Annotated in this window: 10 protein-coding genes and 1 pseudogene; 6 read left to right on the forward strand and 5 right to left on the reverse strand. The window is 53.9% G+C overall.

The genetic code is table 11. The features are described from left to right. Positions 1-12: 12 nt before the first annotated feature. Positions 13-3900: an ATP-dependent RNA helicase HrpA gene (hrpA, locus tag EDC54_RS10170; protein ID WP_132455797.1), complete on the reverse strand. Its 3888-nt coding sequence runs from the start codon at positions 3898-3900 to the stop codon at positions 13-15. Between the two features lie 302 nt (positions 3901-4202). Between hrpA and EDC54_RS10175 the strand changes: the two genes are divergently transcribed. Together EDC54_RS10175 and EDC54_RS10185 are read left to right on the forward strand one after the other, a co-directional pair. Next, on the forward strand, positions 4203-4808 hold the full coding sequence (locus EDC54_RS10175; RefSeq protein WP_132455799.1) for an FMN-dependent NADH-azoreductase: 606 nt from the start codon (positions 4203-4205) through the stop codon (positions 4806-4808). 245 nt (positions 4809-5053) lie between these two features. Further along, the gene (locus EDC54_RS10185) at positions 5054-6046 is read left to right on the forward strand and encodes a 2-hydroxyacid dehydrogenase (RefSeq protein ID WP_132455801.1); all 993 of its coding nucleotides are present in this window, start codon (positions 5054-5056) and stop codon (positions 6044-6046) included. A 34-nt stretch (positions 6047-6080) separates the two neighbouring features. Here the strand turns inward: EDC54_RS10185 and EDC54_RS10190 are convergent, their stop codons facing one another. Continuing rightward, a complete protein-coding gene (locus tag EDC54_RS10190; RefSeq protein ID WP_132455803.1) occupies positions 6081-6359 on the reverse strand; it encodes a putative hemolysin in 279 nt (92 codons plus the stop codon). A 131-nt stretch (positions 6360-6490) separates the two neighbouring features. Here EDC54_RS10190 and EDC54_RS18250 point away from each other — a divergent pair. Beyond that, a pseudogene (locus tag EDC54_RS18250) lies at positions 6491-6629 on the forward strand (site-specific integrase); the annotation flags it as partial. Positions 6630-6751: 122 nt separating this feature from the next. Then, positions 6752-7687, forward strand: a complete 936-nt coding sequence (ttcA, locus tag EDC54_RS10195; protein ID WP_132455805.1) for a tRNA 2-thiocytidine(32) synthetase TtcA — start codon at positions 6752-6754, stop codon at positions 7685-7687. A gap of 341 nt (positions 7688-8028) precedes the next feature. Here the strand turns inward: ttcA and zntB are convergent, their stop codons facing one another. Next, positions 8029-9006 carry a zinc transporter ZntB gene (gene zntB / locus EDC54_RS10200; protein ID WP_132455807.1) on the reverse strand — a complete coding sequence of 326 codons (978 nt, stop codon included), beginning with the start codon at positions 9004-9006 and terminating at the stop codon, positions 8029-8031. A 70-nt stretch (positions 9007-9076) separates the two neighbouring features. Next, positions 9077-10690, reverse strand: coding sequence for a peptide ABC transporter substrate-binding protein (locus EDC54_RS10205; protein WP_132455809.1), 1614 nt, complete (start codon positions 10688-10690; stop codon positions 9077-9079). A gap of 161 nt (positions 10691-10851) precedes the next feature. Between EDC54_RS10205 and mpaA the strand changes: the two genes are divergently transcribed. Beyond that, complete coding sequence (gene mpaA / locus EDC54_RS10210) at positions 10852-11571, forward strand: murein tripeptide amidase MpaA (protein ID WP_132455811.1); 720 nt, start codon at positions 10852-10854, stop codon at positions 11569-11571. Between the two features lie 79 nt (positions 11572-11650). Beyond that, complete coding sequence (tpx, locus tag EDC54_RS10215; RefSeq protein WP_132455813.1) at positions 11651-12154, forward strand: thiol peroxidase; 504 nt, start codon at positions 11651-11653, stop codon at positions 12152-12154. A 47-nt stretch (positions 12155-12201) separates the two neighbouring features. Here the strand turns inward: tpx and tyrR are convergent, their stop codons facing one another. After that, a complete protein-coding gene (gene tyrR / locus EDC54_RS10220; RefSeq protein WP_132455815.1) occupies positions 12202-13773 on the reverse strand; it encodes a transcriptional regulator TyrR in 1572 nt (523 codons plus the stop codon). Positions 13774-13914: the final 141 nt, after the last annotated feature.

Raw genomic sequence — 13914 nt, forward strand, 5'->3', positions numbered from 1 at the left:
CACAAGAGGACGTTACGCTTCCGCCTGCTCCATCGCCTGCAACACGCGCTTATCCGAAATCGGAAAAGGCGTTCCCAACTGCTGGGCGAAATAGCTTACGCGTAACTCCTCGATCATCCAGCGCACCGCCTTCACGTCATCGTCATCATGCCGTTCCACAGGCAGTTTATTCCACCATTGCCGCCACGCCTGCTGTACCTGTTCAATCTTCAGCATTTGCGCTCTGTCACGATGGGCATCCTGCGCCAGTTTTTCCAGACGTCGCTCGATCGCGTGTAAATAGCGCAGCACGTCCGGTAAACGACGCCAGCCATTTTCGGTGACAAAACCGCGAAAAACCAGCCCGTTCAGTTGGTTCTTGATGTCGCTTAACGCCAGCGCCATCGCCATATCGACCCGCCCTTTCAGGCGTTTGTTGATGCTAAAGACCACGGTCAGGATCTGTTCAACCTGTTTGGCGATATCAACCACCGTATCGTTCAGCTCCGCACGGACCTTTTCATGCAGTTGGTGAAAGGCCGCTTCCTGCCATACCACGCCGCCGGAAGATTCAATCAGCTTGTCTACCGCACAGGCGATACAGTCATCAATGAGCTCCAGCACTTTGCCATACGGGTTAAAATAGAGGCCGAGCTTCGCCTTGTTCGGCAGCTTTTCATGCAGATATTTAATCGGCGATGGGATCGTCAACAACAATAGTCGACGCAAGCCCTGCCGCATAGCCTGCTGCTGCTGGTGCGGCGTATCAAACAGGCGGATCGCCACGCTATCTTTCTCATCCACCAACGCGGGATAGGCTTTCACGGAATAACCGCCGCGCTTCTGCTCATAGCAATCCGGCAGGGAACCGAAGCTCCAAACGTGCAGACCGCGCTGTTCCAGTCCGTCATCCGCCACCGACGACAGCGTTTGCTGCACCTTATCCTTGAGCTGCGCTTTCAGCGCGTTGAGATCCTTACCTTCCCGCAGCCCCCGCTGCTTTTCATCCACCACCCGGAACGTGATTTTCAGATGATCGGGCACCAAATCCCATTGCCACGCCTCGCGCGGCACCGTCACGCCCGTCATCAGCCGCAACTCGCGTTCCAACGCATCCAGCAATCCCTTTTCTAACGGCGACGTTCGCGCCAGAAAGGCCTCCGCGTAGTTCGGCGCAGGAACAAAGTTACGGCGTAACGGTTTGGGCAACGATTTAATCAGCGCGATCACCAGTTCACGACGCACACCGGGAATTTGCCACTCGAAGCCCTCGTCACGCACCTGATTGAGGATCGGCAGCGGAATGTGTACCGTGACGCCATCCGCATCCGCCCCCGGTTCAAACTGATAGGACAGACGCAGTTTCAGACTGCCCTGATGCCAGAAGTTCGGGTAGTCCAGCGCGCTCACCTGCTCCGCGCCGTCTTTAATCAACATGCTCTTTTCAAAATTCAGCAGGTCGCCGTTGCCCCGGCTCGCCGTTTTCCACCACTTATCGAAATGGCGAGAGGAAATAATGTCGTGCGGCAGGCGCTCATCGTAGAAGGCGAACAGCGTTTCGTCGTCGACCAGAATGTCACGACGGCGCGACTTGTGCTCTAAGTCTTCCACCTCTGCCAGCAGTTTGAGGTTGGCCCGGAAAAAAGCGTGATGCGTTTGCCAATCCCCGTCGACCAGCGCGTGACGGATAAACAGCTCACGCGCCAGCGTCGGATCGATTTGGCTATAGTTCACCTTGCGCGCCGCGACAATCGGCAATCCGAACAGCGTGACCTTCTCCTGCGCCATCACCGTGCCTTGCGCTTTTTCCCAGTGGGGATCGCTGTAACTGCGTTTAATCAGATGCTGGGCCAGCGGCTCAATCCACTCCGGCTCAATACGCGCGGCAATACGTCCCCACAGGCGGCTAGTTTCCACCAGTTCCGCCACCATCGCCCATTTCGGTGGTTTTTTAAACAACCCGGAACCCGGAAAAATGGCAAAGCGTGTGTTACGCGCGCCGCTGAACTCCTGTTTTTCGATATCTTTCTGCCCGATGTGCGACAGCAGCCCGGTCAACAGCGAACAGTGAATACTCAGATAATCGGCCGGCTCGCTGTTTACCGGCAGCCCCAGCTCTTTCACCACCTGACGCAGCTGCGTGTAGATATCCTGCCATTCACGCACGCGCAGGTAGTTAAGGAAATCCGTGCGGCACTGGCGGCGGAACTGGCTGGAAGACAGCGTCTTTTGCTGCTCGCGCAGATAATCCCACAGGTTGACGAAGGCCAGAAAATCGGAGTCTTTATCGGCAAACCGGCGATGTTTCTCATCCGATGCCTGCTTCTTATCCAACGGCCTTTCGCGCGGGTCCTGAATCGACAGCGCGGAAACGATCACCATGACTTCACGCACACAGCCGATTTTACTCGCCGCCAGCACCATGCGCGCCAGACGCGGGTCGATCGGCAATTGTGCCAACTGCCGCCCTTGCGGCGTCAGATGATAATGCCCGTTCTCCGCCAGATGAATCGCCCCCAGCTCTTCCAACAGGCGCACACCGTCCTGAATATTGCGTTTGTCCGGCGCTTCAACAAACGGAAACGCGGCAATATCGCCTAACCCCAGCGACGTCATTTGCAGAATAACGGAGGCCAGATTGGTACGCAGAATTTCAGGATCGGTAAATTCGGGTCGCGACAGAAAATCCTGCTCGGAATAGAGCCGAATACACACACCGGCCGCGACGCGGCCACAGCGGCCTTTACGCTGATTCGCCGAGGCCTGTGAAATCGGCTCAATCGGCAAGCGTTGCACCTTGGTGCGGAAGCTGTAGCGGCTGATACGCGCCGTCCCCGGGTCGATCACATAGCGGATGCCCGGCACGGTCAGCGACGTTTCCGCCACGTTGGTCGCCAGCACGATGCGACGACCATGGTGCGACTGGAAGACGCGGTTCTGTTCCTGATTCGATAAGCGCGCATACAGCGGTAAAATCTCGGTGTGCGGCAAATCCAGACGCATCAACGCTTCCGCCGTATCGCGAATTTCACGTTCGCCGCTCATGAAGATCAGAATGTCGCCCGGTCCTTCGCGCGTCAGTTCTTCTACCGCATCAAAAATCGCCTGTAGCTGATCGCGCTCGCTGTCGTCAGCGTCCTCCACGACCGGACGATAGCGCACATCGACCGGATATGTCCGGCCAGATACCTCAATAATCGGCGCATTGCTGAAATGACGGGAAAAACGCTGCGGATCGATGGTGGCCGACGTGATAATCACTTTTAAATCAGGGCGCTTTGGCAACAGCTGACGCAGGTAGCCCAAAATAAAGTCAATGTTCAGGCTGCGCTCGTGCGCTTCATCAATGATCAGAGTGTCGTACTGCATTAACAGGCGATCCTGCTGGATTTCCGCCAGCAGAATACCGTCCGTCATCAGTTTGACCAGCGTGTTATCGCCAACCCGGTCGTTAAACCGCACCTTATAGCCGACGCAGCCGCCCAGCGGCGTTTCCAGCTCGGCGGCAATACGGTCCGCCACCGTTCTGGCTGCCAGACGACGCGGCTGCGTATGACCAATCAGCCCTTGGACGCCCCGCCCCAGTTCAAGACAAATTTTGGGCAACTGAGTGGTCTTACCCGATCCGGTTTCGCCTGCCACGATAATCACCTGATTATCGCGCAGCGCATTCCGTATCTCGTCTTTCTTCTGGCTCACGGGAAGCTGTTCAGGGTAGTGGATCGCCGGACAGCTAGCCCGACGATTCGCGACTTTTTGCCGCGCCGCAACGATCTCTCCTTCAATCTCCTGCGCGATCGCCGCCTGCGCCTGCGGACTGTCGACTTTCGCTGCGCCCTGTAAGCGGCGGCGCAGTCGTTGCCGATCGCGAAGCATTAGCTCACTTAACTGTGTAGACAATGCACTGAGAGGTGATTTCACGTTGCTCTTCCTTAACGGTAACTGCCGTTTCTCTACTTTGCTTTTTTCTCTGCCGGGACGATTTTCGTCGCCTACCCTAACCTGATGGCGCAGGCAGGGATTTTCAGGTCGTGGAATTTTTAGGTCGAGGATAGTAGCACATTGCCATACACCGGCTCTAATGGCATCAGACTGTCTTATTCAAGAAAATCGAATAAAGACCTCGAATATTTGCACTTTCCACATTCCCTGACGACACATAAGATGTGACGCAATAAAGGGCGTAAAGGTGTCGCCCGCTTTCATCATTAAAGGAATTGGCAATGAGCAACGTATTGGTTCTGAAATCAAGTATTCTGGCAGGTTTTTCTCAGTCAAACCAACTGGCTGACCACTTCACCGCGCAATGGCAGTCCGCGCATCCTGACGATAAGATCACCGTGCGCGATCTGGCTGCTCAACCGATTCCCGTACTGGATGGCGAATTAGTCGGCGCTTTGCGCCCTTCCGATGCCCCGTTGACCCCGCGCCAACAGGAAGCGCTGAAACTGTCCGACGATCTGATCGCCGAATTGCAGGCGCATGACATCATCATCATCGCGGCGCCGATGTACAACTTCAATATTCCTACCCAGTTGAAAAACTACTTTGACCTGATTGCGCGCGCTGGCGTGACCTTCCGTTACACCGAGCAAGGCCCGGAAGGATTGGTGAAAGGGAAACGCACGATTGTATTAACCAGCCGTGGCGGCATCCATAAAGGCACGCCAACCGACCTGCTGGAACCGTACCTGCGTGTCTTCCTCGGCTTCCTCGGCCTGACCGACATTGAATTCGTGTTCGCAGAAGGCTATGGCTACGGCCCGGATGTGGCACAGAAAGCGACCGAAGATGCCAAAGCGCAGCTGTCCCAGTTAGCGACGGCATAACGAATCATTATTACCATCCTTGCCATTGATATTGTTTTGTTTGGCTAAACTTATTGTGCGCCTGCTGGCGCGCTTTTCTTTATCGCTTCTCCTGCCGTGTTGTCTGATTTTTCCAGCCGTTGCGTCGCGAACTGCCGTTATGCGGCGATCCTCCCTTTTCAAACCGTGACTGTCAGTCAGGTAACGGTTTGTCAGCGTCCGATTTTCTGATAGCGTTAGTTAAAGACTTTTCGGAGAAATCATCGATGAAACTGGCAATTTACAGCACCAAGCAGTATGACCGTAAATATCTGGAACAGGTCAATCAGCAGTTTGGCTATGATCTGGAGTTTTTTGATTTCATGCTAACATCGCGCACCGCAAAAACGGCCGCGGGCAGCCAGGCCGTTTGCATTTTTGTGAACGATGACGGTGGGCGTGAGGTCCTGACCGAATTGGCGGAACTTGGCGTTACCACGCTGGCGCTGCGCTGCGCGGGCTTTAACAATGTCGATCTCGACGCCGCCAAAGAACTGGGGATCAGCGTCGTGCGCGTGCCGGCGTATTCTCCTGAAGCCGTTGCCGAACATGCCGTCGGCCTGATGCTGACGCTGAATCGCCGCATCCATCGCGCTTATCAACGTACTCGCGACGCGAATTTCTCTCTGGAAGGGTTAATTGGCTTTAATATGCATAAGCGGACGGCGGGAGTTATCGGCACGGGGAAAATCGGCATCGCCACCCTGCGTATCCTGAAAGGCTTCGGCATGCGGCTGCTGGCGTTCGACCCCTATCCAAACCCGCAGGCGTTGGAATTGGGCGCCGAGTACGTTGATCTGAAAACCCTGTACGCCAGCGCTGACGTGATTTCTTTACACTGCCCGTTGACGCCGGAAAACCACCATCTGCTGGATAGCGCGGCGTTTGCGCAAATGAAAAACGGCGTAATGATCGTCAATACCAGCCGTGGCGGACTCATCGACTCACAGGCCGCCATTGATGCCCTAAAACAGCAGAAAATCGGCGCGCTGGGCATGGATGTGTATGAAAACGAACGCGATCTCTTCTTTGCCGATAAATCCAACGATGTGATTCAGGACGATGTCTTCCGTCGCTTATCCGCATGTCACAATGTGTTATTCACCGGGCATCAGGCATTTCTGACCGAAGAGGCGTTAATCAGCATTTCCCAGACGACGTTGCAAAACCTGAAGGATATCAGTCAGAACGTGCCCTGCGCCAATCTGGTGACGCGTTAACGCTGCGCTGCGGCAGTGCACACTGCCGCAATACTCACCCCGCCGGACAGGTTCCATTCATCAGCGATTGTTCGCTACAGCGCTTTCCGTTCGCCAGTTGACAGGCGCCGACATTCGCGCCATCCAACTGGCGGGAAACCCCCATCGTTCCGCCGAGCAACATACAGTTGACGTCAATCGGCGAACTGCTCTTCAACTGCGCCACGGTACTGTTATTGTCGCTCCGCTGGGCCAGCGCACTTTGCTCATTATGACTCCCACACCCTACCAGCAGCAGCGCGGCAGCAGTGCATAACCATGACAACCCTTTCATATTTCGGCCTCTGATCGTGTGGACAGTCAATTGGACGCCGCGTTTCGCAGCGGAACCTACCGTCCGGACTTTTCAGACTAAGACTATATCTAGCCTATTTCCTGTCGGCAACACCGCGATAAAAATCAAAGGCCGCGGTAAAACGATCTGGTATTCGTCGCTGTAATCCGTACCATACCCGACATACTTATGCTTGCTGGTTTTCCGGCAGGTGAAAACTTTTCGCTATCGCTAACCCAATGGGGACATGAGAACGCACAAACGGCGTATTGAAGTCGACGAAAATAGATTAAAGCCATGCTGAAGATCAGGTCGGCATGCTGAATCGGAAACTCGCGCGGTGAATCGTTTTGCCCCTTTGGTGCCCTTCATGGGTGTAGGAACAAAATAAAATGCAAGAAAATCAACAAATCAGTCAAAAACAGCAATACAACCTGAACAAATTGCAAAAGCGCCTGCGCCGCAACGTCGGTGAAGCCATCGCTGACTTTAATATGATTGAAGAAGGCGATCGCATCATGGTGTGTCTGTCTGGCGGGAAAGACAGCTTCACCATGCTGGAAATTTTACGCAATATGCAACAAAGCGCGCCGGTTAATTTTTCGCTGGTCGCAGTAAACCTGGATCAGAAACAGCCGGGTTTCCCGGAACACGTACTGCCGAACTATCTGGACAGTATCGGCGTGGAATACAAAATCGTTGAAGAAAACACCTACGGGATTGTGAAAGAGAAGATCCCGGAAGGGAAAACGACCTGCTCCCTGTGTTCACGCCTGCGCCGTGGAATTTTATACCGCACGGCGACGGAGCTAGGCGCGACGAAAATCGCGCTCGGTCATCACCGCGATGACATATTGCAGACGCTTTTCCTGAATATGTTCTACGGCGGGAAGCTTAAAGGTATGCCGCCGAAGCTGATGAGTGACGACGGCAAGCATGTGGTCATCCGACCGCTGGCTTACTGCCGTGAAAAAGATATCGAGCGTTTTGCACAAGCCCGTCAATATCCGATTATTCCGTGCAATCTGTGCGGTTCGCAGCCGAATCTGCAACGTCAGGTTATTAAAGATATGCTGCGCGACTGGGACAAACGCTACCCCGGACGTATTGAGACCATGTTCAGCGCGATGCAGAACGTTGTTCCTTCTCACCTGGCCGATCATGCGCTGTTTGATTTCAAAAGCATTCGTCACGGAGGTGACGTGGTCGATGGCGGCGATCTGGCCTTCGATCGTGAAGAACTACCGCTGCAACCTGTTGGTTGGCAGCCGGAAGACGATGATGACACACCGTCAATCGCCCGGCTTGACGTGCTGGAGATCAAATAAACACGGCTGACTAACGTAAGTTGGGACATGCTGGTTAGGGGTTACCGGCATGTTATTTGCCGCCTCCCTCGCAGCAAAACAGCAGGGATTGGGTGTGCGGGGTAAAAAAAAGCCGACAAATTGTCGGCTTGTTGTGAATCAATTGTGCTATGCAGTAATTCAAAAAAATGGAAGTAAGACAACATGGAGCGCAACGCCCATCGCTTGACGTTGCATTCACCTGCGTGAATGATAGTGCCGCACCATAAGTTGAAAAATGTTGATATCGCTCAATTTCCCCGTGCTTTTTCGCCCGTTCGCGAAAATTTGTGATTCTCTGCATGTTAATCTGCGGTGGACAGCTATAACCATTTACTGTGTTTTAACCACCACGCAACGCCACCGATTAATACCGTTAACATCAGACAAAATGTCAGAAAACCAAACGGCGCATCGCCGCCGGGAATGCCCCCTAAATTGACGCCGAACAGCCCGGTTAAAAACGTCGTTGGTAGAAAAACCATCGCCAGCAGCGACATCGTATAGGTACGGCGATTCATCGCATCCGTCATCAGCGTGGTGATTTCATCCGACAAGACAGTGGTACGGGCAACGCTGGCATCCAAATCCTCCAACCCGCGTCCTAATCGGTCGGCAATTTCCTGCATTCTGCGTCGATCGTCATCCTGCATCCAGGGCAGTTTCTCACCGGAGAGGCGCGAAAAAACGTCGCGCTGCGGCGTCATGTAGCGTCGCAACACAATCAGCTGTTTGCGAATCAGCGCCAGTTCGCCGCGCGCGGGGATCTTTTGATCCAGCAAATCGTCTTCCAGATTGATGATTTTCTCATGCAAGTCATCAATAAATTCGCTGGTATGATCGGTCAGCGCTTCCGCGATGGATACCAGCCAGCTTGCGCTGTCCGTCGGGCCATTGCCCTCTTTCAGATCGGTGAGAATTTCATCTATCGCCAACACCTTGCGGCGTCGGGTAGAAATAATCAGTTTGTCGGTGATAAAGACCCGGACAGCCACCAGTTGATCCGGGCGCGCATTGAGATTCAAATTGATGCTGCGCAGCGTGATCAGCGTCCCTTCGCCTAAACGCGTCACTCTCGGGCGCGCGCTTTCTCCCGTCAAGGCGCGACGCACGCTATCCGGCACCAGCGCGGTTTCGTTCAGCCAGCGTGCGCTGGCAGGCAACGTATAATCCAGATGCAGCCAGCAGGTTTTTTCACTCTTAGCGATATCCAACTCGCCAATTGGCGTAATCCCGCCGTTACCATCCAACTGATACGCATGAACCGCCCCGCTGTGTTGCAACGTTTTTCCTGCCACCACTGATTTCCTCCAACGGTTTTCGCTAGCAGCCCTTTCGTGCCTATTGGCCGCTTGGTTCGCCAACGCCAGACTAGTGTTTTTCGATGTACAGCATGTGGCTGTATGCCACGTCCTCGGGGTTAGTCATGGGATACCCTTTCACCCACGGCTTGATCAGACGCCCGTTGGTGTATTGGTAAATCGGTGCAATCGGCGCTTCATCCAGCAATATTTGCTCCGCCCGGTTGTAGATCGCGTTCAGCGCGCTGGGATTGGTCTGGTTACCAGCCTCATCAAGCACGCGATCGTAATCCCCATTGTTAAAACGCGCGATGTTACCGCTATGGTGCGAGGTCAGAAGGGATAAGAATGTCGAAGGCTCGTTATAATCGCCGATCCAGGATGCGCGTATCACATCAAAATTACCGCTGTTGCGGCTATCGATATAGGTTTGCCATTCCTGATTGGACAAGCGGACATCGACTCCCAGCTTTTTTTTCCACATCGAAGCCACGGCAATCGCAATCTTCTGGTGACTTTCCGACGTGTTGTATAACAGCGATAACTTCAGCGGTTTATCAGGGCCATAGCCTGCCGCAGCCATCAACGCTTTCGCTTGTGCATCCAATTCATCCTGAGAATATTGCTGCAACAGGCTCTCTGTAGGCTTAAAACCGGCCGTTACATCCGGCGTGAAGCGCCAGGCCGGTTTTTCTCCCGTTCCCAGAATTTTTTTCGCAATCACATTACGGTCGATGGCGTAGGACAGCGCTTTGCGCACCCGGACATCATTCGTCGGCGCGCGCTGGGTATTAAACGCATAGTAATAGGTGCCAAGCTGTTCCGGCGTATAAACCTGACCGGGTAACGTCTTCAGCAATTTCTGGTACTGATTTTTCGGGAATGACTCGGTGATATCGATATCCCCTGCCTGATAGCGTTTAGTCGCGTTAGACTCCTGATTAATGGGAACAAAAGTGACTTTGGTCAGGCGCGTATTGGCATGATCCCAATAGTATTGATTCGGCGTCAGCACCAGTTTTTCATTCACTACGCGCTGGGCCAGCGTAAAGGCGCCATTCCCGACCAGATTGCCCGGTTTCGTCCAGTCATGACCGTATTTTTCCACGGTAGCCTGATGTACCGGAAACAGGCTGAAGTTCGCCGTCAGGTTGACAAAATAAGGCACCGGCTTACTGAGCTGAACTTTCAGGGTACGGTCATTCAAGGCCGTCACGCCAAGCTGGTCGGCGGGCATGTTACCTGACAGAATCTGTTCGGCATTCTGTATTCCCGCCAGCCGGGCGAACCAGGCAAACGGCGAGCTGTTTTCAGGCATGACCAGCCGCCGCCAGCTGTAAACAAAATCGGCAGCGGTGACACTGTCACCATTAGACCAGCGCGCATCCTCACGCAGGGTGAAGAAAAACGTCCGGTTATCCGTCGTTTGCCAGCGCAGCGCAACGCCGGGGACAATATTCCCTTTGGCATCCTGATTGACCAGCCCTTCAAACAGATCGCGCGCCACCTGTGCTTCCGGCAACCCCACCGCCTTGATGGGATCGAGAGACACGGGTTCGTCTTTAAGGTGACGGATTTCCTGCTTATCCGCCAGCGCCGTTCCCGCCGGCACCTGCGCGGCGACAGCCTGACCCGTCACGATCGCCAGCAATGCGACATAGATTGCAGAATACCGAGAATGCATGATGATTTGACCTGAGAAATATGAATGGATTGAAGAATATAATAGTCAGAAAGTGCCGCCATCATCCAGCCATACGCCCGCAATTTCTCAGCCGGTTTCGCCGTTTGCGTCTCCAGACAGATTTTTTTATGATGGAATGAATGACAATGCGGGGCAATATCATGGAAAACACGGTCATTCCTCTTCTGTCTCGTCAGCAGCGCGGTAACTTGCCTGCGCTGGGCGAACCTTATGGGAAATCGCTATTAGGCGCGCCGTTACTCTATTTCCCCGCCGAATTAGCCTCTCCAGCGTGCGGGCTAATTATGGCTGGTACGCATGGCGATGAAACGGCGTCGGTTGTGACGCTTTCCTGTGCGCTTCGTACCCTGTTTTCAGGCCAGCGCCGTCATCACGTGATTCTTGCCGTCAACCCGGATGGCTGTCAGTTAGGGTTACGCGCTAACGCAAATGGCGTCGATCTCAATCGCAATTTTCCGGCCAGTAACTGGCAAGCGGGGAAGACGGTATACCGCTGGAATAGCGCGGCGGATGAGCGCGATGTCGAGTTATCTACCGGTGAAACCGCGGGTTCAGAGCCGGAAACCAAAGCCTTGTGCACACTGATTGAGAAACTTAATCCTCGTTGGGTTGTCTCTTTTCATGAGCCACTCGCGTGTATTGAAGATCCCCATCGTTCCGAATTGGGTCGATGGTTGGCTCAGCAATGCGAACTGCCGTTAGTCTCAAATATCGGTTATGACACGCCCGGCTCTTTCGGAAGCTGGTGCGCCGATCGTTCGCTCCCTTGTATTACCGCTGAGCTCCCTCCCGTCTCAGCGGATGCCACCAGCGAATATTACCTGAAGGCGATGGTGGCGTTGTTAACCCATCAATTTTAATCGTAATTTTTATACCAATGTTGCTAATGTTGCCCTAAACTGGCAGCCGTGTTAATTACCTGTAATTAAGGACGCAAACATGTCACAGAACGTACATTTTCAAGGCAATCCGGTACCGGTCGCAGGAACCTTTCCGGCTAAAGGTAGCAAAGCACCGGCATTCACGCTCGTTGCCAAAGATCTTTCGGATGTCTCACTCAGCAACTATGCTGGCAAACGTAAGATCCTGAATATCTTCCCAAGCATCGATACCGGAGTTTGCGCCGCGTCCGTGCGTAAATTCAACCAGTTGGGCTCTGAACTGGATAACACCGTGGTTCTGTGTATCTCTTCCGACTTGCCGTTCGCTCAGTCCCGCTTTTGCGGCGCAGAAGGTCTGAACAACGTCGTGGTGCTGTCTACCCTGCGTGGCGGTGAGTTCAAAGAAAACTACGGTGTCGCGATTGCCGATGGCGCGCTGAAAGGCCTGACGGCGCGTGCCGTCGTCGTGCTGGATGAGAACGACAATGTGCTGCATAGCGAACTGGTGAACGAAATCACTACCGAACCAGACTATGACGCCGCACTGGCTGTTCTGAAATAAGCTACGCTGACGTTACATGAAAAACGGCTGCGCAAGCAGCCGTTTTATTATCGTTCGTCGTCGCTGTCCGCCGGTTTACGTTGGCTTAACCCATATTCTCGCAGCTTGTTGGCTATCGCCGTGTGCGATACCCCCAGCCGTTTCGCCAGTTTACGCGTACTGGGATAGGATTGATAAAGGCGAGTCAGTATGGAGCGCTCAAAACGCTTGTTGATGTCATCCAACGATCCCTCAAGCAGGGATTCATCCTGCGGGACGTCAATCGATAATTCAGGCAGTTCGATGTCCTGCATGCGCAGTTCATTACCTTCCAGCCGCGTTAACGCCCGGTAGATCGTATTTTTCAACTGGCGAACATTACCCGGCCAGCCGTACTGCGGCAGGAAATGCCGCACATCCGCAGCAAAGCCAGGACGAGGAATGCCCTGTTCATCGGCCAGACGCGCCACAAACAGTTCCGCCAGCGGCATCACATCCGCAGGACGTTCGCGTAGCGGAGGCAACGTCAGCATCAGGACATTGAGCCGATAGTAAAGATCTTCCCGGAACTCGCCGCGCTGCACGAGTTCCAGCAAGTTCTTCTTGGTCGCGCAGATCACCCGCACATTCACATGCACTTCATGATCTTCACCCACGCGGCGGAATGTGCCGTCATTCAGGAAACGCAGCAGTTTGGTCTGCATCTGCGCCGACATTTCGCCGACTTCATCGAGCAGCACCGAACCACCGTTAGCCTGTTCAAAAAAGCCTTTCTTACCTTCAAGTGCGTTGGGATACGCGCCGGGCGCATGGCCAAACAGCTCGCTTTCCATCACATCGTCAGGTAACGCCGCGCAGTTAAGCGCCAGAAAAGGATGCTTACCGCGCGGACCACATACATGACAGGCGCGCGCCAGTAGATCTTTACCCGTTCCGGTATCACCAACGATCAATAGCGGCGCATCCAGCATCGCCAGCTTGCGGGCCTGCTCAACCACCTGACGCATTTTCGGGCTAACGGCAATAATGTGATCAAATGACTTATCATCATTCACGGCAAGATGTTGTAACTGCTGTCCCATGCGCACGGCTGACTTCAACATGACCAGCGCCCCTGCCGTTGCGATTTTTCCGGCATCATCCTCCAGGCGCAGCGGGGTCATTTCCAGCAAAAAATCCTGCCCGCGGATCACCACGCGCTCAGCGACCGCCGCGCCGTCCTCTTCCAGCCAGTGGGCAAAATTAAAACCGGGGATGACGTTTGCGATCGTCAATTCACGGATTTTTTCCGCCGATTGCTCAAACAACGCCAGCGCCGCCGGGTTAAACAGTTCGAGCTTTCCTTTGATATCCAGCGAGAATACCGGTTCGGGCATCGATTCCAGCAGCGCATTCAGCGCCCGATGTTCCCGTTCTGACGGCATGAACGCCACGGTACGGACATCGCTTACGCTTTCTATGCGGCGAATTTCCGCCATCAACACGCGAAAATCATCAAAATCGAGGGTGGCGAAATTGAGGTAAATACGCCCGGTAGGCGCAATTTCGATGCCACGTAAATCAATATTGCGCGACGCAAGTCGATCCAGTAATTCACGGACCATACCAATGCGATCTTCACAAACCACTTCCAGATGCATCAACGGCTACCTTCTTTAAAAGACGCGATACGGCTATTGCGACTGATCATACCCTTTCGTTTGCACCGGATGAAGTCAGGTGGCAGCAAAAGTTGACACATCCGTACATTTTTTCTGCGCCGATAGCGCGGCGTGATCGGG

This window comes from Samsonia erythrinae, assembly GCF_004342665.1.
GTDB classification, from domain to species: domain Bacteria; phylum Pseudomonadota; class Gammaproteobacteria; order Enterobacterales; family Enterobacteriaceae; genus Samsonia; species Samsonia erythrinae.